26 protein-coding genes and 5 tRNA genes are annotated in these 26413 nt (G+C 54.9%); all 31 read right to left on the minus strand.

The genetic code is table 11. The features are described from left to right. Positions 1–6: 6 nt before the first annotated feature. The 31 genes from rplV to lgt all read right to left on the minus strand — a co-directional run bounded on the left by rplV (position 7) and on the right by lgt (position 26410). Entirely contained in the window at positions 7–336 is a 330-nt protein-coding gene (rplV, locus tag ACAM29_RS13535; protein WP_091826400.1) for a 50S ribosomal protein L22, read from the minus strand. A gap of 11 nt (positions 337–347) precedes the next feature. Beyond that, positions 348–626 carry a 30S ribosomal protein S19 gene (gene rpsS / locus ACAM29_RS13540; protein ID WP_010324100.1) on the minus strand — a complete coding sequence of 93 codons (279 nt, stop codon included), beginning with the start codon at positions 624–626 and terminating at the stop codon, positions 348–350. Between the two features lie 12 nt (positions 627–638). Further along, positions 639–1466 (minus strand): 50S ribosomal protein L2, encoded by an 828-nt coding sequence (gene rplB, locus ACAM29_RS13545; protein WP_091826398.1) that lies wholly within the window; start codon positions 1464–1466, stop codon positions 639–641. A gap of 14 nt (positions 1467–1480) precedes the next feature. Continuing rightward, positions 1481–1777, minus strand: coding sequence for a 50S ribosomal protein L23 (gene rplW, locus ACAM29_RS13550; protein ID WP_091826395.1), 297 nt, complete (start codon positions 1775–1777; stop codon positions 1481–1483). Beyond that, positions 1774–2379 (minus strand): 50S ribosomal protein L4, encoded by a 606-nt coding sequence (gene rplD / locus ACAM29_RS13555; protein WP_091826393.1) that lies wholly within the window; start codon positions 2377–2379, stop codon positions 1774–1776. The genes rplW and rplD overlap by 4 nt, the downstream gene beginning before the upstream one ends. A gap of 11 nt (positions 2380–2390) precedes the next feature. Beyond that, on the minus strand, positions 2391–3029 hold the full coding sequence (gene rplC / locus ACAM29_RS13560; RefSeq protein WP_091826391.1) for a 50S ribosomal protein L3: 639 nt from the start codon (positions 3027–3029) through the stop codon (positions 2391–2393). Positions 3030–3139: 110 nt separating this feature from the next. Continuing rightward, on the minus strand, positions 3140–3451 hold the full coding sequence (gene rpsJ / locus ACAM29_RS13565) for a 30S ribosomal protein S10 (protein ID WP_091826389.1): 312 nt from the start codon (positions 3449–3451) through the stop codon (positions 3140–3142). Between the two features lie 189 nt (positions 3452–3640). Continuing rightward, on the minus strand, positions 3641–4834 hold the full coding sequence (gene tuf, locus ACAM29_RS13570) for an elongation factor Tu (protein ID WP_091826387.1): 1194 nt from the start codon (positions 4832–4834) through the stop codon (positions 3641–3643). Positions 4835–4866: 32 nt separating this feature from the next. Further along, positions 4867–6960: an elongation factor G gene (fusA, locus tag ACAM29_RS13575; RefSeq protein WP_206838283.1), complete on the minus strand. Its 2094-nt coding sequence runs from the start codon at positions 6958–6960 to the stop codon at positions 4867–4869. 19 nt (positions 6961–6979) lie between these two features. Beyond that, positions 6980–7450: a 30S ribosomal protein S7 gene (rpsG, locus tag ACAM29_RS13580; RefSeq protein ID WP_091826383.1), complete on the minus strand. Its 471-nt coding sequence runs from the start codon at positions 7448–7450 to the stop codon at positions 6980–6982. A gap of 153 nt (positions 7451–7603) precedes the next feature. After that, positions 7604–7978, minus strand: coding sequence for a 30S ribosomal protein S12 (gene rpsL / locus ACAM29_RS13585; protein ID WP_091826381.1), 375 nt, complete (start codon positions 7976–7978; stop codon positions 7604–7606). 116 nt (positions 7979–8094) lie between these two features. Next, on the minus strand, positions 8095–12324 hold the full coding sequence (rpoC, locus tag ACAM29_RS13590; protein ID WP_206838269.1) for a DNA-directed RNA polymerase subunit beta': 4230 nt from the start codon (positions 12322–12324) through the stop codon (positions 8095–8097). A gap of 69 nt (positions 12325–12393) precedes the next feature. Continuing rightward, positions 12394–16494 carry a DNA-directed RNA polymerase subunit beta gene (gene rpoB / locus ACAM29_RS13595; RefSeq protein WP_091826378.1) on the minus strand — a complete coding sequence of 1367 codons (4101 nt, stop codon included), beginning with the start codon at positions 16492–16494 and terminating at the stop codon, positions 12394–12396. Positions 16495–16671: 177 nt separating this feature from the next. Then, positions 16672–17043 (minus strand): 50S ribosomal protein L7/L12, encoded by a 372-nt coding sequence (gene rplL, locus ACAM29_RS13600; RefSeq protein ID WP_091826376.1) that lies wholly within the window; start codon positions 17041–17043, stop codon positions 16672–16674. Positions 17044–17113: 70 nt separating this feature from the next. Beyond that, positions 17114–17608 (minus strand): 50S ribosomal protein L10, encoded by a 495-nt coding sequence (gene rplJ, locus ACAM29_RS13605; protein WP_091826374.1) that lies wholly within the window; start codon positions 17606–17608, stop codon positions 17114–17116. A gap of 216 nt (positions 17609–17824) precedes the next feature. Further along, a complete protein-coding gene (gene rplA, locus ACAM29_RS13610) occupies positions 17825–18520 on the minus strand; it encodes a 50S ribosomal protein L1 (RefSeq protein WP_091826373.1) in 696 nt (231 codons plus the stop codon). Beyond that, a complete protein-coding gene (gene rplK / locus ACAM29_RS13615; RefSeq protein ID WP_091826371.1) occupies positions 18520–18954 on the minus strand; it encodes a 50S ribosomal protein L11 in 435 nt (144 codons plus the stop codon). Before rplK ends, rplA begins: the two co-directional genes overlap by 1 nt. Positions 18955–19043: 89 nt before the next feature. Beyond that, complete coding sequence (gene nusG / locus ACAM29_RS13620) at positions 19044–19586, minus strand: transcription termination/antitermination protein NusG (RefSeq protein WP_175527633.1); 543 nt, start codon at positions 19584–19586, stop codon at positions 19044–19046. 11 nt (positions 19587–19597) lie between these two features. Further along, complete coding sequence (gene secE / locus ACAM29_RS13625) at positions 19598–19966, minus strand: preprotein translocase subunit SecE (RefSeq protein ID WP_139253902.1); 369 nt, start codon at positions 19964–19966, stop codon at positions 19598–19600. 59 nt (positions 19967–20025) lie between these two features. Further along, positions 20026–20101, minus strand: a tRNA-Trp gene (locus tag ACAM29_RS13630). A 66-nt stretch (positions 20102–20167) separates the two neighbouring features. Next, entirely contained in the window at positions 20168–21361 is a 1194-nt protein-coding gene (tuf, locus tag ACAM29_RS13635) for an elongation factor Tu (RefSeq protein ID WP_206838263.1), read from the minus strand. Positions 21362–21447: 86 nt separating this feature from the next. Further along, positions 21448–21522, minus strand: a tRNA-Thr gene (locus ACAM29_RS13640). Positions 21523–21541: 19 nt separating this feature from the next. Continuing rightward, positions 21542–21616 (minus strand) — tRNA-Gly (locus tag ACAM29_RS13645). 11 nt (positions 21617–21627) lie between these two features. After that, positions 21628–21711, minus strand: a tRNA-Tyr gene (locus ACAM29_RS13650). A 24-nt stretch (positions 21712–21735) separates the two neighbouring features. Continuing rightward, positions 21736–21811, minus strand: a tRNA-Thr gene (locus ACAM29_RS13655). A gap of 25 nt (positions 21812–21836) precedes the next feature. Beyond that, complete coding sequence (locus ACAM29_RS13660) at positions 21837–22490, minus strand: hypothetical protein (protein WP_369624443.1); 654 nt, start codon at positions 22488–22490, stop codon at positions 21837–21839. Between the two features lie 3 nt (positions 22491–22493). Continuing rightward, entirely contained in the window at positions 22494–23219 is a 726-nt protein-coding gene (locus tag ACAM29_RS13665; RefSeq protein WP_206838245.1) for a type III pantothenate kinase, read from the minus strand. After that, positions 23216–24181 (minus strand): bifunctional biotin--[acetyl-CoA-carboxylase] ligase/biotin operon repressor BirA, encoded by a 966-nt coding sequence (birA, locus tag ACAM29_RS13670; RefSeq protein WP_369624444.1) that lies wholly within the window; start codon positions 24179–24181, stop codon positions 23216–23218. The genes ACAM29_RS13665 and birA overlap by 4 nt, the downstream gene beginning before the upstream one ends. Continuing rightward, a complete protein-coding gene (locus tag ACAM29_RS13675; RefSeq protein WP_369624445.1) occupies positions 24178–24702 on the minus strand; it encodes a dihydrofolate reductase in 525 nt (174 codons plus the stop codon). The genes birA and ACAM29_RS13675 overlap by 4 nt, the downstream gene beginning before the upstream one ends. Positions 24703–24717: 15 nt before the next feature. Beyond that, on the minus strand, positions 24718–25560 hold the full coding sequence (locus ACAM29_RS13680) for a thymidylate synthase (protein WP_091826361.1): 843 nt from the start codon (positions 25558–25560) through the stop codon (positions 24718–24720). Between the two features lie 67 nt (positions 25561–25627). Further along, the gene (lgt, locus tag ACAM29_RS13685; protein WP_369624446.1) at positions 25628–26410 is read right to left on the minus strand and encodes a prolipoprotein diacylglyceryl transferase; all 783 of its coding nucleotides are present in this window, start codon (positions 26408–26410) and stop codon (positions 25628–25630) included. Between the last annotated feature and the right edge of the window lie 3 nt (positions 26411–26413).

Genomic DNA, 26413 nt, shown 5'->3' on the forward strand with positions numbered 1-26413 from the left:
CAGCTCTTAGTCGGCCACCTTGACGGTGATATGTGACGTACGCTTCAGGATGCGATCAGCGCGACCCTTGGCACGCGGCCGGATACGCTTCATGGTCATCCCTTCATCAACGAAGATCGTTGATACACGCAGCTCGTCAACATCAGCACCTTCGTTATGCTCCGCATTCGCGATAGCAGACTCGAGTACTTTCTTGACCAGGTGTGCACCTTTCTTCGTGCTGAACGCCAGGATATTCAGAGCTTCGCCCACAGACTTACCACGGATCTGATCAGCGACCAGTCGGGCCTTCTGGGCGGAGATGTTGGCGCCTACATGCTTGGCGATAACTTCCATCATCAACCCCCTTACTTCTTCTTGGCCTTCTTGTCGGCTGCATGACCGCGGTATGTACGTGTCGCAGCGAACTCGCCCAGTTTATGGCCTACCATGTCCTCGGTAATAAAAACCGGAACATGCTGACGACCGTTATGTACTGCAATAGTGAGACCTACAAACTGTGGGAACACAGTTGAACGACGTGACCAGGTCTTGATCGGACGACGCTCGTTAGCCTCGATTGCAGCCTCTACCTTCTTCAACAGGTGAAGGTCAATGAACGGACCTTTCTTCAGTGAACGTGGCACAGCTGTATCCTCTTATTTAGCCTGACGACGGCGTACGATCAGTTTATCAGTACGCTTGTTCGAACGGGTTTTGTGACCCTTGGTCGGCACGCCCCACGGTGTAACCGGGTGACGACCACCAGAGGTACGACCCTCACCACCACCGTGCGGGTGATCAACCGGGTTCATCGCCACACCGCGAACGGTCGGACGAACACCACGCCAGCGCTTGGCACCAGCTTTACCCAGCTGACGCAGGCTGTGCTCAGAGTTGCTCACTTCACCCAGGGTCGCGCGGCATTCGGACAGCACCTTGCGAGTTTCACCTGAACGCAAACGCAGTGTCGCGTAGGTTCCCTCACGGGCTACCAGCTGTGCTGAAGTTCCTGCTGAACGTGCGATCTGAGCGCCCTTACCCGGCTTCAGTTCGACACAGTGAACAGTACTACCCAGCGGAATGTTACGCAGCGGCAGAGTGTTACCGATTTTGATATCGGCATCATCACCAGACTGGATTTTGGAACCCGCAGTCAAACCTTTAGCCGCAATAATATAACGACGCTCACCATCTGCGTACTTCACCAGAGCGATGTGCGCAGAACGGTTCGGATCATATTCCACACGCTCGATTACAGCGGGGATACCATCCTTGTTGCGACGAAAATCGACGATACGGTAATGCTGCTTGTGACCACCACCGATATGACGGGTGGTGATACGGCCGTTGTTGTTACGACCACCGGACTTGCTCTTCTTCTCGACCAGTGCGGAAAAAGGCTTACCCTTATGCAGATCAGCGCTGACCACCTTTACGAGATGACGACGTCCAGCAGAGGTCGGCTTTGCTTTAATAACTGCCATTGTTCAACCCCTCGTTATTCGCCTGCCAGGAAATCGATTTCGGAGCCTTCGGCCAGACGAACATACGCTTTACGAACATCGTTACGCTTGCCAAGACCACGCTGAGTGCGCTTGGTTTTGCCCTTGATATTCAGAACGCTGACGCCTGCGACCTTAACATTGAAGAGTTCTTCAACGGCTCGCTTGATTTCCGGCTTGGTTGCATCTTTGGCCACACGGAAGACAACCTGTTCGCTGCCTTCTGCTACGATTGTGGCTTTTTCAGAGATGTGCGGTCCGAGCAGCACTTTATAAATGCGTTCCGGGTTCATGCCAGCACCTCCTCAATTTTCTTCAGAGCAGGGACTGTTACCAGGACCTTCTCGAAACCAACCAGGCTAACCGGGTCGATACCTGCAGCGTCGCGTACATCAACGTGCGGAACGTTGCGCGCAGCCAGATACAGATTCTGCTCGACGTTTTCGGTAATCAGCAGGGCATTGTCCAGCTTCAGCTCACCGAGCTTGGCAATGAACTGCTTGGTTTTGGGTGCTTCAAGCTGGAAGTCTTCAACAACAACCAGACGTTCCTGACGCACCAGCTCAGACAGGATGCAACGCATTGCAGCACGATACATCTTCTTGTTTACTTTCTGAGCAAAGCTACGCGGCTGCGCAGCGAAGGTAACACCACCCGAGCGCCACAGCGGCGAGCGACTGGTACCGGCACGGGCACGGCCAGTTCCCTTCTGACGGAAGGGCTTGGCACCACCGCCGGATACAGCTGAACGATTTTTCTGCGCTTTGGTACCCTGACGGCCAGCTGCCATATAGGCAGTGACAACCTGGTGAACCAGCGCCTCATTGAACTCTTTACCAAAAGCCAGATCGGAAACTTCAACCGATCCGTTGGCTCCAGTCAGATTCAGATTCATAACAATCCTCCTCAGGCGCGTGCTTTAACAGCAGGTTTAACGATGACATCGCCACCAGTGGCGCCCGGGATTGCTCCCTTGACGATCAGCAGGTTGCGCTCTGCGTCAACACGTACGACTTCAAGAGTCTGTACGGTGCAACGCTCGTCACCCATGTGACCGGCCATCTTTTTACCCTTGAAGACACGACCCGGGGTCTGGCACTGACCAATGGAACCCGGAGCACGGTGAGAAACGGAGTTACCGTGAGTCATATCCTGAGTGCGGAAATTCCAACGCTTAACACCGCCCTGGAAACCTTTACCCTTGGATTGACCGGTAACATCGATCTTCTGACCTGCTTCGAAGCGCTCAACCGTCAGCGAATCGCCAACGTTGATTTCCTCGTCACCATTCAGACGGAACTCCCACAAACCGCGGCCGGCTTCGACACCTGCCTTGGCAAAGTGACCCGCTTCCGGCTTGCTCAGGCGATTGGCCTTCTTGCTTCCGGTGGTCACCTGTACCGCTGCATAACCGTCAGTTTCGACGGTCTTGATGCTGGTAACACGGTTCGGTTCCATTTCGATGACGGTGACTGGCACGGACACGCCATCTTCTGTGAAGATACGGGTCATACCCGCTTTACGTCCGATAAGTCCTACAGACATGTTTATACCTCTTGCCAGTTGTGTACGGGGCTGTCACCCGCTATGGCTGCCCTTTTCAGGCGCATTCCACAAATAGCGCTTCATTAATTGAATAATTAGCGCAGTGCTTATTAGCCGAGGCTGATCTGCACTTCAACACCCGCAGCGAGATCCAGCTTCATCAGTGCGTCGACAGTTTTTTCTGTCGGCTCAACGATGTCCAGTACACGCTTGTGAGTACGGATTTCGTACTGGTCACGCGCGTCTTTGTTGACGTGCGGAGAGATCAGTACGGTAAAACGTTCTTTGCGGGTAGGAAGTGGGATCGGACCACGCACCTGAGCACCCGTCCGCTTAGCAGTCTCAACGATCTCCTGAGCAGATGAGTCGATCAGGCGATGATCAAAAGCCTTCAGACGAATTCTGATTTTTTGGTTCTGCATTCTGATCACGCATTTCCTGTAAGTTTTTTAACGGCAATAGCCGACCTCCCCTCGGATAAAGGGGACGCAAATTTTACCCAGTGGAGCCACCATCGTCAACCGAAAGTTTACTTTTTGACCAACCATGGTAACAGCTACAAAAAAGCCCTCCGAGGAGGGCTTTTTGACTCATGCTGTAATCAACAAGGATTACGCAATGATTTTGGCAACAACACCCGCACCAACGGTACGACCACCTTCACGGATAGCGAAGCGCAGGCCTTCTTCCATCGCGATCGGGTTGATCAGGGTAACGGACATCTGAACGTTGTCACCCGGCATTACCATTTCAACACCTTCCGGCAGTTCACACGCGCCAGTGATGTCAGTAGTACGGAAGTAGAACTGCGGACGGTAGCCCTTGAAGAACGGAGTATGACGACCACCTTCTTCTTTGCTCAGTACGTACACTTCGCCTTCGAACTGAGTATGCGGCTTGATTGAGCCCGGCTTGCACAGTACCTGACCACGCTCTACGTCGTCACGCTTGGTACCACGCAGCAGCGCACCAACGTTCTCACCGGCACGACCCTGGTCCAGCAGCTTGCGGAACATCTCAACGCCAGTACAGGTGGTCTTGGTGGTGTCGCGGATACCCACGATTTCCACTTCGTCACCCACGTTCAGGATGCCACGCTCGATACGACCGGTTACTACGGTACCACGACCGGAGATGGAGAATACGTCCTCGATCGGCATCAGGAACGGCAGGTCAATTGCACGCTCAGGCTCAGGAATGTACTCGTCCAGAGTCTCAACCAGCTTCTTAACGGCAGAGGTGCCGAAGCCGTTGTCGTCTTCACCGTTCAGCGCCATCAGCGCAGAACCTACAACGATCGGAGTGTCGTCGCCCGGGAAGTCGTACTGATCCAGAAGTTCGCGAACTTCCATCTCTACCAGTTCCAGCAGCTCTTCATCGTCTACCATGTCCGCTTTGTTCAGGAACACAACGATGTAAGGTACGCCTACCTGACGTGACAGCAGGATGTGCTCACGGGTCTGCGGCATGGGGCCGTCAGCAGCAGAACATACCAGGATCGCGCCGTCCATCTGGGCAGCACCGGTGATCATGTTCTTAACGTAGTCAGCGTGTCCCGGGCAATCTACGTGCGCGTAGTGGCGAGTCGGTGATTCATACTCTACGTGTGAAGTAGAGATGGTGATACCACGCTCACGCTCTTCCGGTGCGTTGTCGATACCGTCGAAGGCAACGGCTGCGCCGCCCCATACTTCTGCACAGACGCGAGTCAGTGCAGCGGTCAGTGTCGTTTTGCCGTGGTCAACGTGGCCGATAGTACCTACGTTAACGTGCGGCTTGTTACGTTCAAATGATTGCTTAGCCACGGTTATATCCTCTTAATTCAGCAATTGGCTTATCAGTTCTGCTTAATAACGGCTTCGGCAATATTCTGCGGAGCTTCGGAATAACCCTTGAACTCCATAGAATAGGTCGCACGACCCTGAGACGCAGAGCGCAGGTCAGTAGCGTAACCGAACATTTCACCCAGCGGTACTTCAGCGTTGATCACCTTGCCGGATGTGCTGTCTTCCATACCCTGCACCAGACCACGACGACGGTTCAGGTCACCCATCACATCGCCCATGTACTCTTCAGGGGTTACGACTTCAACTTTCATCATCGGCTCGAGCAGACACGGACTGGCTTCCTGTGCATACTTCTTAAGTGCCTGTGATGCGGCGATTTTAAACGCCATTTCGTTGGAGTCAACTTCGTGGAAGGAACCGTCGTACAGACGTGCCTTCAAACCGATGAGCGGATAACCGGCGATAACACCGTTCTTCATCTGCTCTTCGATACCTTTCTGTACCGCCGGGATGTATTCCTTCGGAATCGCACCACCCACGATCTCGTTCAAGAACTCCAGTCCTTCTTCATCACTCGGGCTGAACTCTACAACAACGTGACCGTACTGACCGCGACCACCAGACTGGCGAGCAAACTTGTGGTTTGCCACAACAGGCTTACGGATTTTTTCGCGGTAGGCAACCTGCGGCTTACCGATATTGGCCTCAACCTTGAATTCGCGACGCATGCGGTCAACGATGATATCAAGGTGAAGCTCACCCATACCGGAGATAATGGTCTGACCGGTTTCTTCATCAGTTTCAACACGGAAAGATGGGTCTTCCTGAGCCAACTTGCTCAGTGCAATGCCCATTTTCTCTTGGTCAGCCTTCGACTTCGGTTCTACTGCAACGGAGATAACCGGCTCAGGGAATTCCATGCGTTCCAGAACAATTTTCTTGTCCAGGTCGCACAGAGTGTCACCTGTGGTTACATCCTTCAGACCGATCATCGCCGCGATGTCACCAGCGCGTACTTCCTTGATCTCTTCACGGCTGTTGGCATGCATCTGCACCATACGACCGATACGTTCTTTCTTCTGTTTGACAGAGTTATACACACTGTCACCAGAATTCAGCACGCCGGAGTAAACACGTACGAACGTCAGGGTACCAACAAACGGGTCAGTTGCGATCTTGAATGCCAACGCCGCAAACGGGGCATCGTCATCCGCTTCACGTGTTTCAACGGTCTCAGCCTTGTCGTCGAGAGTACCTTCGATCGCCTTAACTTCTGTAGGTGACGGCAGGTATTCAATGACGGCATCCAGTACAGCCTGTACACCCTTGTTTTTGAACGCCGAGCCAGCCTGCATCAGGATGATCTCATTGTTCAAAGTGCGTGCACGCAGGCCTTCCTTGATTTCATCAACGGTCAGCTCACCTTCTTCAAGGTACTTTTCCATCAACTCTTCAGAACCTTCGGCAGCGGCTTCAACCATCTGCTCGTAGTACTGATCAACGGTGTCCTGCATGTCAGCCGGGATATCACCTTCTTCAAAGGTCATACCCATGTCATCTTCGTTCCACAGGATCGCCTTGCCGCGCAGCAGGTCGACAACACCCTTGAACTCATCTTCTGCACCAATCGGCAGATTGATGGGAACAGGGACGGCACCGAGACGCTTCTTCAGCTGCTCTTCAACCATGTAGAAGTTGGCACCGGCGCGGTCCATTTTGTTGACGAACACCATGCGGGGAACTTCATACTTGTTGGCCTGGCGCCATACAGTCTCGGTCTGCGGCTGCACGCCTGAAGAAGCACACAGAACCACGACGGCACCGTCCAGTACACGCAAGGAACGTTCTACTTCGATAGTGAAGTCAACGTGTCCCGGAGTATCGATGATGTTGACGCGGTGCTCATCGAACTGCTTCTGCATACCGCTCCAGAAACAAGTAACAGCTGCGGAGGTGATGGTAATACCACGCTCCTGCTCCTGCTCCATCCAGTCAGTAGTGGATGCACCGTCATGGGTTTCACCCATCTTGTGGCTACGGCCTGTGTAAAACAGAACACGCTCAGTGGTGGTAGTCTTGCCGGCATCAACGTGCGCACAAATACCGATGTTACGATATCGTGCAAGTGGGGTAGTTCGAGCCACGACTCAATTCCTCTGATGTTTAGAAGCGATAGTGGGCAAAGGCCTTGTTGGCTTCTGCCATGCGATGCACGTCTTCACGTTTCTTAACAGCAGCACCACGACCTTCAGCAGCATCAGCAAGCTCACCTGCCAGACGCAACGCCATGGATTTCTCGCCACGCTTACGGGCGGCGTCTACCAGCCAGCGCATGGACAGAGCCATACGACGGGAGGGACGTACTTCCACGGGCACCTGGTAAGTCGCACCACCTACACGGCGGGACTTGACTTCAACCAGCGGCTGAACAGTTTCCAGTGCTTTTTCGAACAGCTCCAGCGGGTCCTGCTTGGTGCGTTCTTCAATTTTGTCCATCGCACCATAAACAATGCGCTCAGCAACAGACTTCTTGCCGTGCACCATCAGGTGGTTGATGAATTTTGCCAGTGTAATGTTACCGAATTTGGGATCCGGCAGGATTTCGCGCTTCGCAGCGACGCGTCTTCTTGGCATTGGATAAGCCCTCTGTAATAAATTAAGGTCTTCAGGATATGCGGATTGTATTCACATCCGCCCTTACTCTTATCGTCTTTCGGTCTCGCTTTAACAGCTACGCAACCCTAAGCGGCCACCGGCTGGAACAGCTTCACCGTCGGAGCGACGGGATCAGGACTTGGGACGCTTGGTACCGTACTTGGAACGACCCTGTTTGCGATCGTTAACACCGGAGCAGTCCAGAGAACCGCGTACAGTGTGGTAACGAACACCCGGGAGGTCTTTTACACGACCACCACGGATCAGAACAACTGAGTGTTCCTGCAGGTTGTGACCTTCACCACCGATGTAGGAAGACACTTCAAAGCCGTTGGTCAGACGCACACGACATACTTTACGCAGAGCCGAGTTCGGCTTCTTCGGAGTAGTAGTGTAAACACGGGTACACACGCCACGACGCTGCGGACATGCTTCGAGCGCGCGAACGTCGCTCTGCTGCACCTTGCGCTTACGTGGCTGGCGTACCAACTGGTTAATCGTTGCCATTAAGCAAACTCCACGTTTGGTTTTTTACCATCTTTATGAGCTGAACTTTGAGTCCAGCACGAAAGGGCCGGAATTTTAATCAATTCCGGCCCCTGACGTCAATTATTGAGCAATATTTACTCAGCGTCCGGCGAAGACATGGATGCATTGAGTGCTTCGGTCAGTGCCTGCTGCACATCTTCCGCACTCACGGTCATACCTTCTGTTGCCATCTGACGTTTACGCTTACGCTCGCTGTGGTATGCCAGACCCGTACCCGCCGGGATCAGTCGACCTACCACCACGTTTTCTTTCAGGCCGCGCAGGAAGTCGCGCTTGCCGGTTACCGCACCTTCGGTCAATACGCGGGTTGTCTCCTGGAAGGAGGCCGCGGAGATGAACGACTCTGTTGCCAGAGAGGCTTTGGTAATACCCAGCAGTACGCGCTCGTACTTGGCCGGAATTTTGCCTTCCGCATCAAGGCGCTTGTTCTGATCAATGATCGCGGCATACTCAACCTGGTCACCCGGGATGAAGTCGGAATCGCCGGTTTCATTAATCTCGGCCTTGCGCAGCATCTGACGCACAATTACTTCAATGTGCTTGTCGTTGATTGCCACACCCTGGAGGCGATAAACCTCCTGGATCTCGCTGACAATGTACTTGGCCAGTTCGGCTACACCCAGGATTCGCAGGATGTCGTGAGCGTTGGACGGACCATCAGAGATGACCTCACCCTTCTCAACCGTTTCACCCTCAAACACGTTCAGGTTACGCCACTTCTGGATCATGATCTCAACCGGATCAGAACCATCCAGCGGGGTGATCACGATGCGACGCTTGCCCTTGGTTTCCTTGCCGAAGGTTACGGTACCTGAAACCTCTGCCAGTACGGCAGACTCTTTCGGCTTACGTGCCTCGAACAGGTCGGCAACACGCGGCAGACCACCGGTGATGTCCTTGTTGACCGAACCTTCCTGCGGAATACGCGCAAGAATGTCACCGATCTGAACATCAGCACCGTCGTTCAGGTTGACGATCGCCTTGGCCGGCAACAGGTACTGGGCCGGCATTTCAGTGCCCGGGTGGAACACGTCGTTGCCCTGCTCGTCTACCAGTTTGACCATCGGACGAATGTCTTTGCCAGCCTGCGGACGATCCTTGCCATCCAGGATCTCAATGGTTGAGAGGCCTGTCAGTTCGTCGGTCTGGCGTTTGATGGTGATACCATCTTCCATACCCACGTACTGGATGCGGCCCGCCACTTCGGTCACGATCGGATGGGTGTGCGGGTCCCAGTTGGCCACAACAGCACCGGCATCAACCTTGGAGCCGTCACGCACCTTGATGATGGCACCGTACGGCAGCTTGTAACGCTCACGCTCACGACCATGCTCATCGGTTACACCGACTTCACCGGAACGAGAGGTCGCCACCAGGTTGCCATCAGTACGCTCAACGTATTTCAAGTTGTGCAGGCGGATTTCACCACCGTTCTTGACTTGAATGTTATCCACAGCAGCAGCTCGCGATGCAGCACCACCGATGTGGAAGGTACGCATGGTCAGCTGTGTACCCGGCTCACCGATCGACTGGGCGGCAATAACACCGACCGCTTCGCCTCGGTTAACCAAATGTCCACGACCCAAGTCACGGCCATAGCAGTTGGAACAGATGCCAACCTGAGCTTCACAGGTGATCGCGGAGCGCACCAGAATTTCGTCAATACCGCTGTATTTCTCGTCATTTTCCAGACGATAAACCCAGGTTTCGTCAATCAGCGTGCCGGCTTCGATCAGTGTTTCCTTGCCGCTCGGGTCAAGCACATCCTGAGCCACGACACGCCCCAGTACACGCTCACCCAGAGTCACGATCACATCGCCACCCTCGATCATCGGCTGTACCAGTACACCCTTATCGGTACCACAGTCCGGCTCGGTGATTACAACATCCTGTGCCACGTCAACCAGACGTCGAGTCAGATAACCAGAGTTTGCGGTTTTCAGAGCGGTATCCGCAAGACCCTTACGCGCACCGTGGGTTGAGATGAAGTACTGAAGTACGTTCAGACCTTCACGGAAGTTGGCCACGATCGGTGTTTCGATGATGGAACCATCCGGCTTGGCCATCAAGCCACGCATACCGGACAGCTGACGAATCTGTGCGGCACTGCCTCGAGCACCAGAGTCGGCCATCATGTAAACGGAGTTGAAGGACTCCTGCTCGACCTTGTTGCCTTCGGCATCGATGACAACGTCGACTTTCAGGTTATCCATCATCTTCTTGGCCAGCAGTTCGTTGGCACGAGACCAGATGTCGATAACCTTGTTGTATTTTTCGCCCTGAGTTACGAGACCATCAGCGAACTGACGCTCGATCTCTTTAACTTCTTTATCGGCCTCGGCAATGATCTCGACCTTCTCGGCCGGGATTTCAAAGTCGTTCACACCGATGGAGGCGCCAGACATGGTCGCCTGACGGAAGCCCATGTACATCAACTGGTCAGCGAAGATTACCGTGTCCTTAAGACCACAACGGCGATAGGCTTCGTTCAAAAGGCGTGAGATCGACTTCTTCTTCATCGCCTGGTCGACCAGTTCGAACGGAAGGCCATCAGGCACGATATCGAACAGCATGGCACGGCCTACAGTCGTATCCTGCAGCTCATGACGCTCTTCCACATTACCTTCAATGTCACGGATCACTTCAGGAATACGTACCTTGATACGTGCCTGAAGATGAACCTGACCGGCACCGTGAGCGCGCTGCACTTCCTTGATGTCAGAGAAGATCATGCCTTCACCCTTGGCGTTGATACGCTCACGGGTCATGTAGTACAGGCCCAGTACCACGTCCTGAGACGGTACAATGATCGGCTCGCCGTTTGCCGGTGACAGGATGTTGTTGGTGGACATCATCAGAGCGCGGGCTTCAAGCTGAGCCTCGATGGTCAGCGGTACGTGCACCGCCATCTGGTCACCGTCGAAGTCAGCGTTGTATGCCGCACACACCAGCGGGTGCAGCTGAATCGCCTTGCCTTCGATCAGAACCGGTTCGAACGCCTGAATACCCAGACGGTGCAGAGTCGGTGCACGGTTCAGCAGGACCGGATGCTCACGGATGACCTCGTCGAGGATATCCCATACCAGCGGTTCTTCGCGCTCAACCATCTTCTTGGCCGCTTTGATGGTGGTCGCATGGCCACGCAGCTCCAGCTTGGAGAAGATGAATGGCTTAAACAGCTCCAGTGCCATTTTCTTCGGAAGACCGCACTGATGCAGACGCAGATACGGACCTACCACGATTACGGAACGACCGGAGTAGTCAACACGCTTGCCGAGCAGGTTCTGACGGAAACGACCCTGCTTGCCCTTGATCATATCGGCCAGGGATTTCAGCGGACGTTTGTTGGAACCGGTAATGGCACGACCGCGACGACCGTTGTCCAGCAATGCGTCAACGGATTCCTGCAGCATGCGCTTCTCGTTGCGCACGATGATATCCGGCGCGTTCAGGTCAAGCAGGCGCTTCAGACGGTTGTTACGGTTGATCACACGGCGGTACAGATCGTTCAGGTCGGAGGTCGCGAAACGACCACCATCCAGTGGTACCAGCGGACGCAGATCCGGCGGCAATACCGGCAGCACTTCCATGATCATCCAGCCGGGATCATTGCCCGACTTCAGGAAGGCTTCCATCAGTTTGAGACGCTTGGACAGTTTCTTGATCTTGGTTTCAGAGTTGGTCTGCGGCAGTTCTTCACGCAGCTGTTGGCACTCTTCTTCCAGATCGATTGAAGCCAGCAGTTCTTTAATCGCTTCCGCACCCATACGGGCATCGAAGTCGTCACCGAACTCTTCCAGTGCTTCAAAGTACTGCTCGTCGTTCATCATCTGACCGCGCTCAAGCGTGGTCATACCCGGATCGATCACTACGAAAGATTCGAAGTAGAGTACACGCTCGATATCACGCAGGGTCATGTCCAGCATCAGGCCGATACGAGACGGCAGTGACTTCAGGAACCAGATATGTGCAACGGGTGATGCAAGCTCAATATGAGCCATGCGCTCACGACGCACCTTGGTTTGAGTGACTTCGACACCACACTTCTCGCAGATGACACCACGGTGCTTCATGCGCTTGTACTTGCCGCACAGGCACTCGTAGTCCTTGACCGGACCAAAAATCTTGGCACAGAACAGGCCATCACGTTCCGGCTTGAAGGTACGGTAGTTGATGGTTTCCGGCTTTTTGACCTCACCGTAAGACCAGGAACGGATCATATCCGGTGATGCCAGGGACACACGAATGGAGTCGAACTCTTCGGACTGTCCCTGGGACTTCAGCAGATTCAGCAAATCTTTCATTGTCTATAGCTCCTCGCGGAGTTCTCTGCGCCGGGACCCGCGGATCCCGGCCTGGTGATCATTCAGGTCTTACTCGCTCTCAAGCTCGATATCGATGCCGAGAGAACGGATTTCCTTGATCAACACGTTGAACGATTCGGGCATACCCGGTTCCATACGGTGATCGCCATCGACGATGTTCTTGTACATCTTGGTACGACCGTTCACATCGTCCGACTTCACGGTCAGCATCTCCTGCAGGGTGTAGGCGGCACCATAGGCTTCCAGCGCCCAGACCTCCATCTCACCGAAGCGCTGACCACCGAACTGTGCCTTACCACCCAGCGGCTGCTGAGTAACGAGGCTGTAGGAGCCGGTGGAACGGGCATGCATCTTATCGTCAACCAAGTGGTTCAACTTCAGCATGTACATGTAGCCAACGGTTACCGGACGGTCAAACAGGTCGCCGGTGCGGCCGTCATACAGACGTACCTGACCGCTGTCATCCATATCAGCCAGACGCAGCAGTGCCTTGATTTCGCTTTCCTTGGCGCCATCAAATACCGGCGTTGCCAGCGGTACACCGCCCTTCAGGTTAGCAGCCAGCTCCAGGATTTCAGCATCGCTGAAGCTGTCCAGCTCTTCCTGACGGCCCGCGGTCAAACCGCCGTGATCATCATTGTAGATCTGTCCCAGGAAGGTACGCAGCGCCTTGACCTTCTCGGCCTTGGCCTGCTCCTGTTCCAGGATACCGTTGATCTTGCGACCCAGACCCTTGGCAGCAGCACCGAAGTGCGTTTCCAGAATCTGACCCACGTTCATACGTGACGGTACGCCCAGCGGGTTGAGCACGATATCGACCGGTTCACCATTGGCATCGTACGGCATGTCTTCAACCGGCATGATAACCGAGATAACACCCTTGTTACCGTGACGACCCGCCATTTTGTCACCCGGCTGTACGCGGCGCTTGGTAGCAACGTATACCTTGACGATCTTGAGTACGCCCGGTGCCAGATCATCGCCGGTCTGCAGTTTGCGTTTCTTGTCTTCAAAACGCTTGTCCAGGTTCTCGCGACGCTCTTCCAGGTGCTTGCGTGCCAGCTCCAGTTCTTCTGCTACCGACTCATCAGCCACACGAATCTTGAACCATTCGGACTTTTTCAGTCCGGACAGGAACTCTTCGCTGATCTCTTCGCCTTTCTTCAGACCTGCACCGCCTTCAGCGGACAGACCGACCAGCTTACGCTGCAGACGTTCGAAGGTTGCCTGCTCGACGATACGGAACTCTTCGTTCAAATCCTTGCGAATGCCATCCAGCTCTGATTTTTCGATCGAGAGTGAACGCTCATCCTTCTGCACGCCGTCACGGGTGAATACCTGAACATCGATAACCTTGCCGATGGTACCGGTCTTGACGCGCAAGGAGGTATCCTTAACATCGGACGCCTTTTCACCGAAGATCGCACGCAGCAGTTTTTCTTCCGGCGTCAACTGGGTTTCGCCTTTCGGCGTTACCTTGCCTACCAGAATGTCGCCCGGGCCCACTTCAGCACCGATGTGAACAATGCCGGCCTCATCCAGTTTGGAGAGTGCAGATTCGCCCACGTTAGGAATATCGGAGGTAATCTCTTCCGGCCCCAGCTTGGTATCACGCGCCACACAGGTCAGTTCCTGAATGTGGATGGTGGTAAAGCGATCTTCCTGTACCACACGCTCGGAGATGAGAATGGAGTCCTCGAAGTTGTAACCGTTCCAGGGCATGAACGCGATGCGCATGTTCTGGCCCAGTGCCAACTCACCCAGGTCAACGGACGGGCCGTCAGCCATGATATCGCCACGCTGTACCACTTCGCCCGGACGGACGATGGAGCGCTGGTTGATGCAGGTGTTTTGGTTGGAACGAACATACTTGGTGAGGTTGTAGATATCCACACCGGCATCGCCCGCCTGAACTTCATCGTCATGTACACGTACCACAACGCGAGCAGCATCGACCGACTCGATCACACCACCGCGACGCGCAACCACGCAGACACCGGAGTCCTGCGCCACGTTACGCTCAATACCGGTACCGACCAGCGGCTTCTCGGCACGGAGAGTCGGCACGGCCTGACGCTGCATGTTGGAGCCCATGAGCGCTCGGTTGGCGTCATCGTGTTCCAGGAACGGAATCAGTGCCGCTGCAACGGATACCACCTGACGCGGAGACACATCCATGTACTGGATACGTTCTGGCGGCATTACGGTAAATTCGTTGAGGTGACGCACTGCCACCAGATCGTCAGTCAGACGACCGTTATCATCCATGGCCGCTGAAGCCTGGGCGATAACGTACTTGTTTTCTTCAATCGCCGACAGGTAATCGATTTCGTCGGTTACCTGACCGTCCAGCACACGACGGTACGGCGTTTCAAGGAAGCCGTAGTCGTTGGTGCGGGCAAAAACGGCCAGCGAGTTGATCAGACCGATGTTCGGACCTTCAGGGGTCTCGATCGGACATACGCGACCGTAGTGGGTCGGATGCACGTCACGGACTTCGAAGCCGGCACGTTCGCGGGTCAAACCACCCGGGCCCAGTGCGGAAACACGACGCTTGTGGGTGATTTCCGACAGCGGGTTGTTCTGGTCCATGAACTGCGACAACTGGCTGGAGCCAAAGAATTCCTTGATCGCGGCGGCCACTGGCTTGGCGTTGATCAGATCCTGCGGCATCAGGTTGTCGGATTCGGCCATTGAGAGGCGCTCACGTACGGCGCGCTCAACACGCACCAAACCTACACGGAACTGGTTCTCGGCCATTTCACCGACGGAACGGATACGACGGTTGCCCAGGTGATCGATGTCATCTACGGTGCCACGACCGTTGCGAATCTCGATCAAGGTCTTCATGACGTCCAGAATGTCGCTCTTGTCGAGCACACCGGAACCGGTTACTTCTTCACGGCCCAGTCGACGGTTGAACTTCATGCGACCAACGCCGGACAGGTCATAGCGCTCTTCAGAGAAGAACAGGTTCTCGAACAGACCTTCAGCCGATTCCTTGGTAGGCGGCTCGCCGGGACGCATCATGCGATAGATTTCAACCAGCGCTTCCAGCTGACTGCGAGTCGGGTCGATACGCAGAGTGTCAGACACGAACGGACCACAATCCAGGTCGTTGGTGTACAGTGTCTCGATGCGATCAATACCCAGCACCTGCATCTTACCGATCAGTTCTTCGGTGATCTCGGCGTTGCAGTTGGCAACCAGTTCACCGGTACTCGGATCGACCAGGTTGCGCGCCAATGCCTTGCCGATCAGGTATTCGGCCGGCACGTTCAGCTGCTGCATGCCTGCCTTGGCCATCTGGCGGATGTGACGCGGGGTAATACGGCGACCCGCTTCAACAATCACGCTGCCTTCAGGGTCCTTGATCTCGAACGACATGGTCTCGCCACGCAGACGCTCCGGGATCAGGTCCATCCAGATGGCATCCTGCTCGAGGGTCCAGCCGGTGGTTTCAAAGAAGGTTTCGAGAATTTCTTCCGCTTCAAGACCCAACGCACGCAGCAGAATGGTCGCCGGCAACTTGCGGCGACGGTCGATACGCACGAACAGACTGTCCTTCGGATCGAACTCGAAGTCGAGCCATGAGCCACGGTAAGGAATGATGCGGGCAGAATAGAGCAGTTTGCCTGAAGAGTGTGTCTTACCCTTGTCGTGGTCAAAGAACACACCCGGAGAGCGGTGCAGCTGAGATACGATGACACGCTCGGTACCATTAACAACAAAGGTACCGTTCTCGGTCATCAGGGGCATTTCGCCCATGTAAACTTCCTGCTCCTTGATATCCTTGACCGCCTTCGTAGAAGAGTCGCGATCATAGATGATCAGGCGCACTTTGACGCGCAGAGGCGCTGCGTAGGTGATACCACGCTGCTGACACTCTTTCACGTCGAATACGGGTTCGCCCAGACGGTAACCGGCGTACTCGAGGGCTGCGTTGCCAGAGTAAGAGACAATTGGAAATACGGAATTGAACGCAGCGTGCAAGCCTTCGTCACGACGTCCATCGCTTGCGTTGCCATCCTGCAGGAAGCGACGATAAGAGTCGAGCTGAATCGCCAGCAGGTATGGCACATCCATAACCTGTCGCAACTTGGCGAAATTCTTGCGAATGCGTTTCTTCTCAGTATATGAATAAGCCATCAGTGTTCCCCAGCATCTGCACCCAGGTTGAGAAGCCAGTCCGTCGCATGCCTGCGATCGGGCTGTGTAGCCATTATTTATTTGCTGTCTATAAATAACGGAAAAAGGCCGGTGGCGTTTCGCCACCAGCCATACGCTTTCAAGCAGTTTTAAGCCGCTTTTTGCGCATCAACGCGATTACTTGAGCTCAACAGTCGCGCCAGCTTCTTCCAGAGCCTTTTTCAGCTCTTCAGCTTCATCTTTGGAAACGCCTTCTTTGATGGTAGACGGAGCGCCGTCAACCAGCTCTTTGGCTTCTTTCAGGCCCAGGCCGGTAGCGCCACGGACAGCCTTGATGACGTTTACTTTCTTGTCGCCGGCAGCAGCCAGAACAACGTTGAATTCAGTCTGCTCTTCAGCAGCAGCGCCGGCATCACCAGCCGGACCAGCCATAACAGCAGCAGCGGCAGTTACGCCGAACTTCTCTTCCATGGCTTCGATCAGAGTAACAACGTCCTTAACAGACATTTCAGAGATTGCGTTGATAATATCTTCGTGAGTCAGAGACATGATTCAAATCCTGATAATTGGGTAGAGCAATAGCTCGTTAAAACTTTCAAGAAACAGCCGAGAACGAATCTCAGGCAGCTTCCTGCTCTTTCTGGTCGCGAATGGCCGCAATGGTACGAACCAGCTTGCCGGCTGAAGCTTCTTTCAAGACGCTCATCAGCTTGGCGATTGCTTCGTCGTAAGTCGGCAGGCTTGCCAGCATTGTGATATCGACCAGTTCACCTTCGAAGGCGGCTGTTTTCAGCTCGAACTTCTCGTTCTTTTTCGCGAAATCCTTGAGGATACGCGCACCGGCACCCGGGTGCTCGGTGGAGAAGGCGATAATGGTCGGACCTACAAAGCTGTCCTGCAGACATGCGTAGTCAGTGCCATCTACTGCGCGACGAGCCAGTGTATTACGTACGACTTTCAGCCATACGCCGTTTGCACGGGCTTCTTTACGCAGAGCAGTCATGTCTTCTACAGTTACACCGCGTGAATCGGCTACAACTGCAGACAGAGCAGACTTGGCAGCTTCCTGGACTTCAGCGACGATCGCTTTTTTGTCTTCGAGTCCTAATGCCACGATTTACTCCTGGATATAGTCTTGCGACTGTTTACCAACCACCCCCTGCGGGGCTTCTGAGTACGGTGGTTTTGATTCATGTGAATCGCACCGTCTGCGCAGGCTGGTGTTTCCATTAAGATGCCGCAACCGAAGTGACGACATCACCTGCGGTCTTTGACGGCCTTCGTCTCTGTATTACAGGTCACGAAGACCCTCAAAAAACCTTTACGTCGATCAGAAGCTCAGAGAGGACTGATCGATCGCCAGACCCGGGCCCATGGTAGTGGACAGGGTCACTTTCTTGACGTAAACACCCTTGGCGGAAGAAGGCTTCAGCTTCTTCAGTTCAGCCAACAATGCTTCAACGTTCTGCTGGATAGCCTGAGCTTCGAAGCCCAGCTTGCCAACTGAACAGTGAATGATACCGTTCTTGTCAGTACGGAAGCGCACCTGACCAGCTTTGGCGTTGTTAACGGCAGTCGCCACGTCGGGAGTTACAGTACCAACCTTCGGGTTCGGCATCAGACCGCGCGGACCCAGAATCTGACCCAACTGACCAACAACGCGCATAGCGTCCGGAGTCGCGATCACAACGTCAAAATCCAGGTTACCGGCTTTTACCTGCTCAGCCAGATCATCGAAACCAACGATGTCTGCACCAGCTGCTTTTGCCTTCTCGGCATTCTCGCCCTGCGCGAAAACCGCAACACGAACATCCTTGCCGGTACCGTTCGGCAGTACGCTGGAGCCACGTACAACCTGATCAGATTTACGCGGATCAACACCCAGGTTCACCGCAACGTCGACAGACTCGGTGAACTTGACAGCGGAAACTTCGCCCAGCAGAGATACAGCATCTGTTACTGCGTACAGCTTGCCGCTCTCGATTTTTTCACGAATCGCCTTCTGGCGCTTTGTCAGCTTAGCCATTATTCATCACCCTCTACAACAAGGCCCATGGAGCGCGCGCTTCCGGCGATGGTGCGGACAGCCGCATCCATGTCAGCCGCGGTCAGATCAGGCATCTTGGTGGTTGCAATCTCTTCCAGCTGAGCGCGGGTAACAGTACCCACTTTTTCAGTGTTCGGACGCGCAGAACCACTCTTCAGACCTGCAGCCTTCTTCAACAGAATGGCAGCCGGCGGAGTCTTGGTGATGAACGTAAAGCTGCGGTCGCTGTATACAGTAATAACAACCGGAGTCGGCAGACCAGGCTCGATACCCTGAGTCTGGGCGTTGAACGCCTTACAGAACTCCATGATGTTAACACCGTGCTGACCCAGAGCCGGACCTACTGGAGGACTCGGGTTAGCCTGACCTGCTTTTACCTGCAGCTTGATATAAGCGTTGATTTTCTTAGCCATTAAGCTACTCCTTTGGGTTCAAACGCCCTGAAGGCTCCCCATTTCCACAACAACGAAAACCGCCTGATGGCGGCTTCGTTACCAGAATCTCAGGCCTTTTCGACCTGAGTAAATTCAAGCTCAACCGGTGTCGAGCGCCCGAAGATGAGAACAGCCACCTGCAAACGGTTCTTCTCGTAGTTGACCTCTTCGACCACGCCGTTGAAGTCAGCAAAAGGACCATCGATGACACGCACCATCTCACCGGGTTCAAATACAGTCTTGGGCCTTGGCTTGTCTGCACCGCTTTCAACACGCTGCAGAATTTCCTGAGCCTCTTTTTCAGTAATCGGTGCAGGCTTATCAGCCGTACCACCAATAAAACCCATTACGCGGGGAGTATTCTTCACCAGATGCCAGGTTTCATCATTCATGGCCATCTGCACCAGCACGTAACCGGGGTAAAACTTGCGCTCGGACTTACGCTTTTTGCCGTCACGAATCTCAACCACCTCTTCGGTGGGAACCAGCACTTCGCCGAACAGATCCTGCATGCCATGCAGTTCAATCCGTTCTTTCAGTGCATTCATGACGCGCTTTTCGTAGCCGGAGTAGGCATGCACGACATACCAGCGCTTCTTGTCCATGTCCATGCTCACACCTCTTATCCGATGGCGCCGGACACCAGCCAACCCAACAGGGAATCAAGCCCCCAGAGCGCCAGCCCGACCAACAGTACAGCAATCACTACAATTGCAGTTGTCTGCAGCGTTTCCTGGCGCGTCGGCCAGACAACCCTGCGAATCTCATTCTTGGCTTCTTTGAACAGCCTGAAGAATGCCTTTCCTTTCGCGGTCTGCAGTGCAACCAGCCCTGCAATCACCGCCAGCGCCAACAGCGCCAAAACACGGTACAGCAGTGACTCGCCAGCGAACATGGAGTTCCCTACCACACCAGCTGCAACCAATGCTACAACGACTAGCCACTTCAGGCCGTCGAGTTTAGATCCTTCGGAAGTCACTTTAGAGTTCACGCCAGGGCCTCGGAAAAATGAAAGCTTGCGCTTTGTGTGACGCCATTCCCGATTAGGAATGGCAGGCCAGGAGGGACTCGAACCCCCAACCTGCGGTTTTGGAGACCGCTGCTCTGCCAGTTGAGCTACTGGCCTGTTGCGTAACAGGGAGGCACATTATATGCACCTCCCCACACAGGTGCAACAGGTAATTACCGAATTTTATTCGATAATCTTGGCTACCACACCTGCGCCAACAGTACGACCACCTTCACGGATAGCGAAGCGCAGGCCTTCTTCCATCGCGATCGGATTGATCAGGGTAACGGACATCTGAACGTTGTCACCCGGCATTACCATTTCAACACCTTCCGGCAGTTCACACGCGCCAGTGATGTCAGTAGTACGGAAGTAGAACTGCGGACGATAGCCCTTGAAGAACGGAGTATGACGACCGCCTTCTTCCTTGCTCAGCACGTACACTTCGCCTTCGAACTGAGTATGCGGCTTGATTGAGCCCGGCTTGCACAGTACCTGACCACGCTCAACGTCGTCACGCTTGGTACCACGCAGCAGCGCACCAACGTTCTCACCAGCACGACCCTGATCCAGCAGCTTGCGGAACATCTCAACACCAGTACAGGTGGTCTTGGTGGTGTCGCGGATACCCACGATTTCCACTTCGTCACCCACGTTCAGGATGCCACGCTCGATACGACCGGTTACTACGGTACCACGACCGGAGATGGAGAATACGTCCTCGATCGGCATCAGGAACGGCAGGTCAATTGCACGCTCAGGCTCAGGAATGTACTCGTCCAGAGTCTCAACCAGCTTCTTAACAGCAGAGGTGCCGAAGCCGTTGTCGTCTTCACCGTTCAGCGCCATCAGCGCAGAACCAACAACGATCGGAGTGTCGTCGCCCGGGAAGTCGTACTGATCCAGAAGTTCGCGAACTTCCATCTCTACCAGTTCCAGCAGCTCTTCATCGTCTACCATGTCCGCTTTGTTCAGGAACACGACGATGTAAGGTACACCTACCTGACGTGACAGCAGGATGTGCTCACGGGTCTGCGGCATGGGGCCGTCAGCAGCAGAACATACCAGGATCGCGCCGTCCATCTGGGCAGCACCGGTGATCATGTTCTTAACGTAGTCAGCGTGTCCCGGGCAGTCTACGTGCGCGTAGTGGCGAGTCGGTGATTCATACTCTACGTGTGAAGTAGAGATGGTGATACCACGCTCACGCTCTTCCGGTGCATTGTCGATACCGTCGAAGGCAACGGCTGCGCCGCCCCATACTTCTGCACAGACGCGAGTCAGTGCAGCGGTCAGTGTCGTTTTGCCGTGGTCAACGTGGCCGATAGTACCTACGTTAACGTGCGGCTTGTTACGTTCAAATGATTGCTTAGCCATCGCGAGTCAACCTGATCAAGTCGTTTCAAGGACGCAAATACAACAAAGGGTAGACATATCTCTATATCTACCCTTTGCGACAAAACTGGAGCTCATGGGCGGATTTGAACCGCCGACCTCACCCTTACCAAGGGTGTGCTCTACCCCTGAGCTACATGAGCATATTCGGTATATCTTCGTTGGAGCGGGTAGCGGGAATCGAACCCGCCTCTTCAGCTTGGAAGGCTGAGGTAATAGCCACTATACCATACCCGCTTGAACGGAGATGGTGGTGGGAGGTGGATTCGAACCACCGAAGCTCGCGCGTCAGATTTACAGTCTGATCCCTTTGGCCACTCGGGAACCCCACCAGCCTTTCAAACACTTCGTCGAGATGGTGCCGGCACGAGGAGTCGAACCCCGGACCTACTGATTACAAGTCAGTTGCTCTACCAACTGAGCTATACCGGCCTTGTCTCTCGAAGTGGTGCGTATCTTACTGATCCGACTGGGACTGTGCAAGCCCAGAACATAATTTTTTTTCAATTTTTATACCCGGCCATCCTCGCAGTAACAACTGCCTGGGGGCAAGGCCAATTTCCGTTCCCGCTGACACCTCAACTTCAAGCAGAACACCCGTACCTGGCTGCATGACCGGCTGCAATTCACTGTTAAGTCCCAAGCCTTCCTTCAGCGCACGCTGCTCAACCGCTGCTTCTGCACGGGCACGATCACCGGTGAACGGCCCCAGCAGGAAGCGCCCCTGACGGGTTTGCGGTACCCACCCCGCAATCGCCAGCCGGTCAAGCAACTCACGTTGCGCCTGAGCCTGTGATGGAATCTCAACCGCCAGCTGATAACCCGCCACCTCTTCCGGAGCGGGGAACTGTGCAACGGCCATTGCGATCGGCGCCAGCAGTTGGGCGGCCTGCCCAGCTTCATTCTCCGTTGCAAAAACGCCCACCTGATAACATTCGAGCTGAAGCGGGCGTACAACCTCCCCTCCGGACAACTCATGCAACAGCCGCAACCGGGTTACCTGATCCTGACTGAAGGCACTGCTGGCAGTTGCCGTCTGCTCACGCTGCGCGTACCACAAAAAAAGCAGCGCATTGCATAACAGCAGAATCAGCAACAACCAACGCAGCATGCCTTACTCCAGCGCCCAACGCAGTCCATCAAGGACCAGATCAGGCACAAGTTCTCCCATACCCATAAGTTCGCAAAACAGAGCACCATCACCCCCGGTCACCAGCAAGGGCGCACCTGTCTGCTGCTGTTCCAGCCAACGCGGCAGCATTTGTGCCAGCGAGCTGAACATCAGATTTGTTCCATGAGCCACAGCACTGCTGGTATCACAACCCGGTTCAAGACTGAACACCTCGATGTCACGATCGACCAGTATGCCGGCCGTAGAGCCGGTCAACACCTGACGCATCAAGCGCAGGCCCGGTAGTATATAGCCGCCGAGATGTTCACCTTCGGCACCGAGCAGATCGATTGTAATTGCACTGCCACAATCAATGATGCAGCAGGCCTGCCCGCAACGCTGCCAGGCTGCCAACATCACCAACCAGCGATCAACCCCCATTCTGGCCGGATCAGCATAACTGTTACGCACACCGGCAGCCGCTGTAGCCGTTCGCGCAAATCGCACCGGCACACCCCAAACCGCTGCAACTGATGCAGACAACGCCTGCTCGAAAGCGACACCGGCAACCGAGCCTGCCAGCACCTGTTGCGGCACCTCAGGGCAGTCAGCCAGACTCGCAGCACTGAAGTCGCGCGTCAGCCAGCGCCCGCTTGCCGCTGCAGCGCCATTCCCCTGCCTGTAGCGCCATTTGATGAACGTATTACCCGCATCGACCTCAAGTATCATTGCAGTCGCACGCTCATTTCGCCACCGTGGAACACTTCCTGTCCGGTACTCGTTTGCAGCCGCAACCCACCTTGATCAGTCACCCCCAAACAGACCCCTTCATACCGGCGTGGCCCTGAGGTCAGCGCCACCTCGCGCCCACGAAAGGCGTTGGCCTCCTCCCAGGCGGAACGCAGTGGCGCAAAGCCACTGGTTTCAAAGCGCTCCAGCATGTGGATCAGCTCACTCACCACAGTCGCAAGCAGCTGTGTTTTTGAACCGGAATATCCCAGCTGAGTCAGGTCCACACAGGGTTGATCCAGCTGCTCAACCATTGCTTCAGGCAATTGGACATTGAGACCTATACCAATAGCCACCTGACATTCACCCGCCGCATCGCCACTGAGTTCAATCAGAATTCCACCCAACTTGGCATCATTCACCAGCAGATCATTGGGCCACTTGAGACCGATATTCACTAGCCCCTCCTGTGTCAACGCCTGCTGCAGTGCCAACCCGACAGCAAGACTGAGCCCCTCAAGGGCGGCAGCACCACTGTTAAAGCGCCAGGCCAGAGAGAAACAAAGACTTGAGCCCAGCGGGCTGACCCATTGCCGCCCACGCCGCCCCCGTCCCGAGTGCTGATACTCGGAAGCGAACAGCCCAGCCGTGAGCCCCGCCTGCATGGCATCCAGTGCACGCGTATTGGTTGAATCCGTTTCCACCGTCAGCACCAACTGCCCAAGCCGGTCTCGCACAGATTGCGGCAGCTGCTGCTGCAGGTCAGCTTCATCCAGCAGATCCAGGCCTCCGGGAATACGATATCCCCGTCCCTTCACGCTATACACCTCAACACCCAGCTCCTGCAGTCGCTGCATGTGCTTCCAGACAGCACTGCGACTGATGCCCAAGGTACGACCAAGTTCACTGCCGGAATGGAATGCACCGTCAGCCAGAACCCGCAACAGGTTATCCAGCATCATGCAGTCTTGCCTCCAGCACGATCCAGCACGATAAAACTGTAATCATAAGGATTGGGTTCAATGGCACTGAAGTCTTCCCGTGCCATCTCTCGCCACTGCGCGGGGTCGAGCGGCGGAAAATGCGCATCACCCTGCACCTCGGCATGAACCTGAGTCAAATAAAGGCGATCAGCCTGCGGCAGGGCAAGTGCATATATCTCGGCACCACCAATGACCAGCGACTCCTCAAAGCCATTGACGAGTGCCAGGCTCTCTGCCAGCTCAATCGCCTGTTGCAGACTGTGGACAACCCGGACCCCTGCACCATAATGAGTCCAGTCCGGATTTCGCGTGATGATGATATTGGTGCGTCCCGGCAGCGGTCGACCAATCGACTCGAAGGTTTTGCGCCCCATGATGATCGGCTTACCCAAAGTCACCCGCTTGAAGTACTTCAGATCCTCCGGCAGATACCAGGGCAGCTTATTGTTATTACCAATTACTCGGTTTTGAGACTGGGCAGCAATCATCGCCAGACGCATGAGATCTCCTCGGATTCAGACAGCGATAGGGGCTCGAATGGCAGGATCAGGCGCATAGCCGATCACCTCGAAATCATCGTATTCATAGCTGAAGATATCCGCCGGTCGGCGCTTTATCTGCAGCTGAGGCAAGCGCTTGGGCGTACGCGACAACTGTTCGTCCACAATGGCCGGATCACTCAGATGATTTGCATACAGGTGCAGATCGCCAAAGGTATGTACGAACTCCCCCACCTCAAGATCACATTGCTGTGCGATCATGTGGGTCAGTAGCGCATAGGAGGCTATATTGAATGGCACCCCCAGAAAGAAATCGGCACTGCGCTGATACAGCTGGCAACTCAGCCGACCGTTTGCCACATAAAACTGGAACAGAGTATGGCAGGGAGGGAGAGCTGCCTTGCCGTGCCGGGCATTCTCTTGCGGGCTGAGCGACTCATCCGGCAGATCCGCCGGGTTCCAGCCACTGACGATCAGGCGGCGTGAGTTGGGGGTGCGCTTGATCTGTTCAACAACAGTGGCGATCTGGTCGATACTGGACCCATCCGGACAGGCCCATGAACGCCACTGCTTGCCGTAGACCGGCCCCAGCTCACCGTTTTCCAGCGCCCATTCATTCCAGATACTAACCCCGCGCTGCTGCAGCCAGGTGTTGTCGGTGCTGCCTGAGAGAAACCAGAGCAACTCGTAGATCACCGACTTCAGGTGCACCTTTTTAGTGGTCAACAGTGGAAAACCTTCACTCAGATCAAACCGCATCTGGCGCCCGAACAGGGAACGTGTACCTGTACCGGTGCGATCGCCCTTGTCGGTGCCCTGCTCCTTGATCTCACGCATCAGATCCAGATACTGCTGCATATGCGCCCCGCTCCAAAAACAAATGGACTTCATTCTAGGGCGTTTGGGTTGTGTAGACCAGATCGATCTATGTTTTGCGGCGGTAAGCCAGCAGCATCAGCAACCCTCCCAGCAGCAGCATTGGCAGCGACAACAACTGCCCCATGGTCAGCCAGTCAAACGCGATAAAGCCGAGATGCCCGTCCGGCTCACGCACAAATTCAACCAGAAAGCGGAAACTGCCATACGCCATCAAAAACAGGCCCGACACTGCCATGCGTGGGCGAGGACGGGATGAAAACCACCACAGCAATACAAACAGGACAACACCCTCCAACAGCATCTGATACAGCTGTGACGGGTGTCGTGCCAGCATGTCACCGGCACGGGGGAAGATGACGCCCCAAGACTGATCCGTTGGCCGTCCCCAGACCTCCCCGCCGATAAAGTTGCCCAACCGGCCGGCACCGAGCCCGATCGGCACCAGTGGCGCAATGAAATCCCCGATTTCGAAGAAGGTTTTCCCTTGTCGCCTGGCAAACAGCCATGCCACTGCGAGCACGCCCAGCAAGCCCCCGTGGAAAGACATGCCCCCCTCCCACACGGCGAACAGCCAGAGCGGGTCCTGCAGAAAATAGTCAAAATTGTAGAACAGGACGTAGCCTGCACGCCCACCGACGATCACGCCGACCGCGCCCCAGAATACCAGATCCGACACCTGCTGCTCGGTCCAGCCTGAACATGGTTGACGGGCGCGCCTATTGCCCAACCACCAGGCACCGCCAAAACCGATCAGATACATCAGTCCATACCAGTGAATTTGCAGCGGGCCCAGCTCCAGCGCCAGCGGGTTGATATTATGAATCCACATAAA

Source organism: Marinobacterium sp. BA1, assembly GCF_041155135.1.
GTDB classification, from domain to species: Bacteria; Pseudomonadota; Gammaproteobacteria; order Pseudomonadales; family Balneatricaceae; genus Marinobacterium; species Marinobacterium iners.

Bases quoted from the DNA above. Each gene is read 5' to 3' on its own strand.
- rplV (WP_091826400.1), bottom strand. From the start codon at position 336: ATGGAAGTTATCGCCAAGCATGTAGGCGCCAACATCTCCGCCCAGAAG.
- rplB (WP_091826398.1), bottom strand. From the start codon at position 1,466: ATGGCAGTTATTAAAGCAAAGCCGACCTCTGCTGGACGTCGTCATCTC.
- rplW (WP_091826395.1), bottom strand. From the start codon at position 1,777: ATGAACCCGGAACGCATTTATAAAGTGCTGCTCGGACCGCACATCTCT.
- rplD (WP_091826393.1), bottom strand. From the start codon at position 2,379: ATGAATCTGAATCTGACTGGAGCCAACGGATCGGTTGAAGTTTCCGAT.
- rplC (WP_091826391.1), bottom strand. From the start codon at position 3,029: ATGTCTGTAGGACTTATCGGACGTAAAGCGGGTATGACCCGTATCTTC.
- rpsJ (WP_091826389.1), bottom strand. From the start codon at position 3,451: ATGCAGAACCAAAAAATCAGAATTCGTCTGAAGGCTTTTGATCATCGC.
- rpsG (WP_091826383.1), bottom strand. From the start codon at position 7,450: ATGCCAAGAAGACGCGTCGCTGCGAAGCGCGAAATCCTGCCGGATCCC.
- rpsL (WP_091826381.1), bottom strand. From the start codon at position 7,978: ATGGCAACGATTAACCAGTTGGTACGCCAGCCACGTAAGCGCAAGGTG.
- rpoC (WP_206838269.1), bottom strand. From the start codon at position 12,324: ATGAAAGATTTGCTGAATCTGCTGAAGTCCCAGGGACAGTCCGAAGAG.
- rpoB (WP_091826378.1), bottom strand. From the start codon at position 16,494: ATGGCTTATTCATATACTGAGAAGAAACGCATTCGCAAGAATTTCGCC.
- rplL (WP_091826376.1), bottom strand. From the start codon at position 17,043: ATGTCTCTGACTCACGAAGATATTATCAACGCAATCTCTGAAATGTCT.
- rplA (WP_091826373.1), bottom strand. From the start codon at position 18,520: ATGGCTAAGCTGACAAAGCGCCAGAAGGCGATTCGTGAAAAAATCGAG.
- rplK (WP_091826371.1), bottom strand. From the start codon at position 18,954: ATGGCTAAGAAAATCAACGCTTATATCAAGCTGCAGGTAAAAGCAGGT.
- nusG (WP_175527633.1), bottom strand. From the start codon at position 19,586: ATGGACATGGACAAGAAGCGCTGGTATGTCGTGCATGCCTACTCCGGC.
- tuf (WP_206838263.1), bottom strand. From the start codon at position 21,361: ATGGCTAAGCAATCATTTGAACGTAACAAGCCGCACGTTAACGTAGGT.
- ACAM29_RS13660 (WP_369624443.1), bottom strand. From the start codon at position 22,490: ATGCTGCGTTGGTTGTTGCTGATTCTGCTGTTATGCAATGCGCTGCTT.
- ACAM29_RS13665 (WP_206838245.1), bottom strand. From the start codon at position 23,219: ATGATACTTGAGGTCGATGCGGGTAATACGTTCATCAAATGGCGCTAC.
- birA (WP_369624444.1), bottom strand. From the start codon at position 24,181: ATGATGCTGGATAACCTGTTGCGGGTTCTGGCTGACGGTGCATTCCAT.
- ACAM29_RS13675 (WP_369624445.1), bottom strand. From the start codon at position 24,702: ATGCGTCTGGCGATGATTGCTGCCCAGTCTCAAAACCGAGTAATTGGT.
- ACAM29_RS13680 (WP_091826361.1), bottom strand. From the start codon at position 25,560: ATGCAGCAGTATCTGGATCTGATGCGTGAGATCAAGGAGCAGGGCACC.
- lgt (WP_369624446.1), bottom strand. From the start codon at position 26,410: ATGTGGATTCATAATATCAACCCGCTGGCGCTGGAGCTGGGCCCGCTG.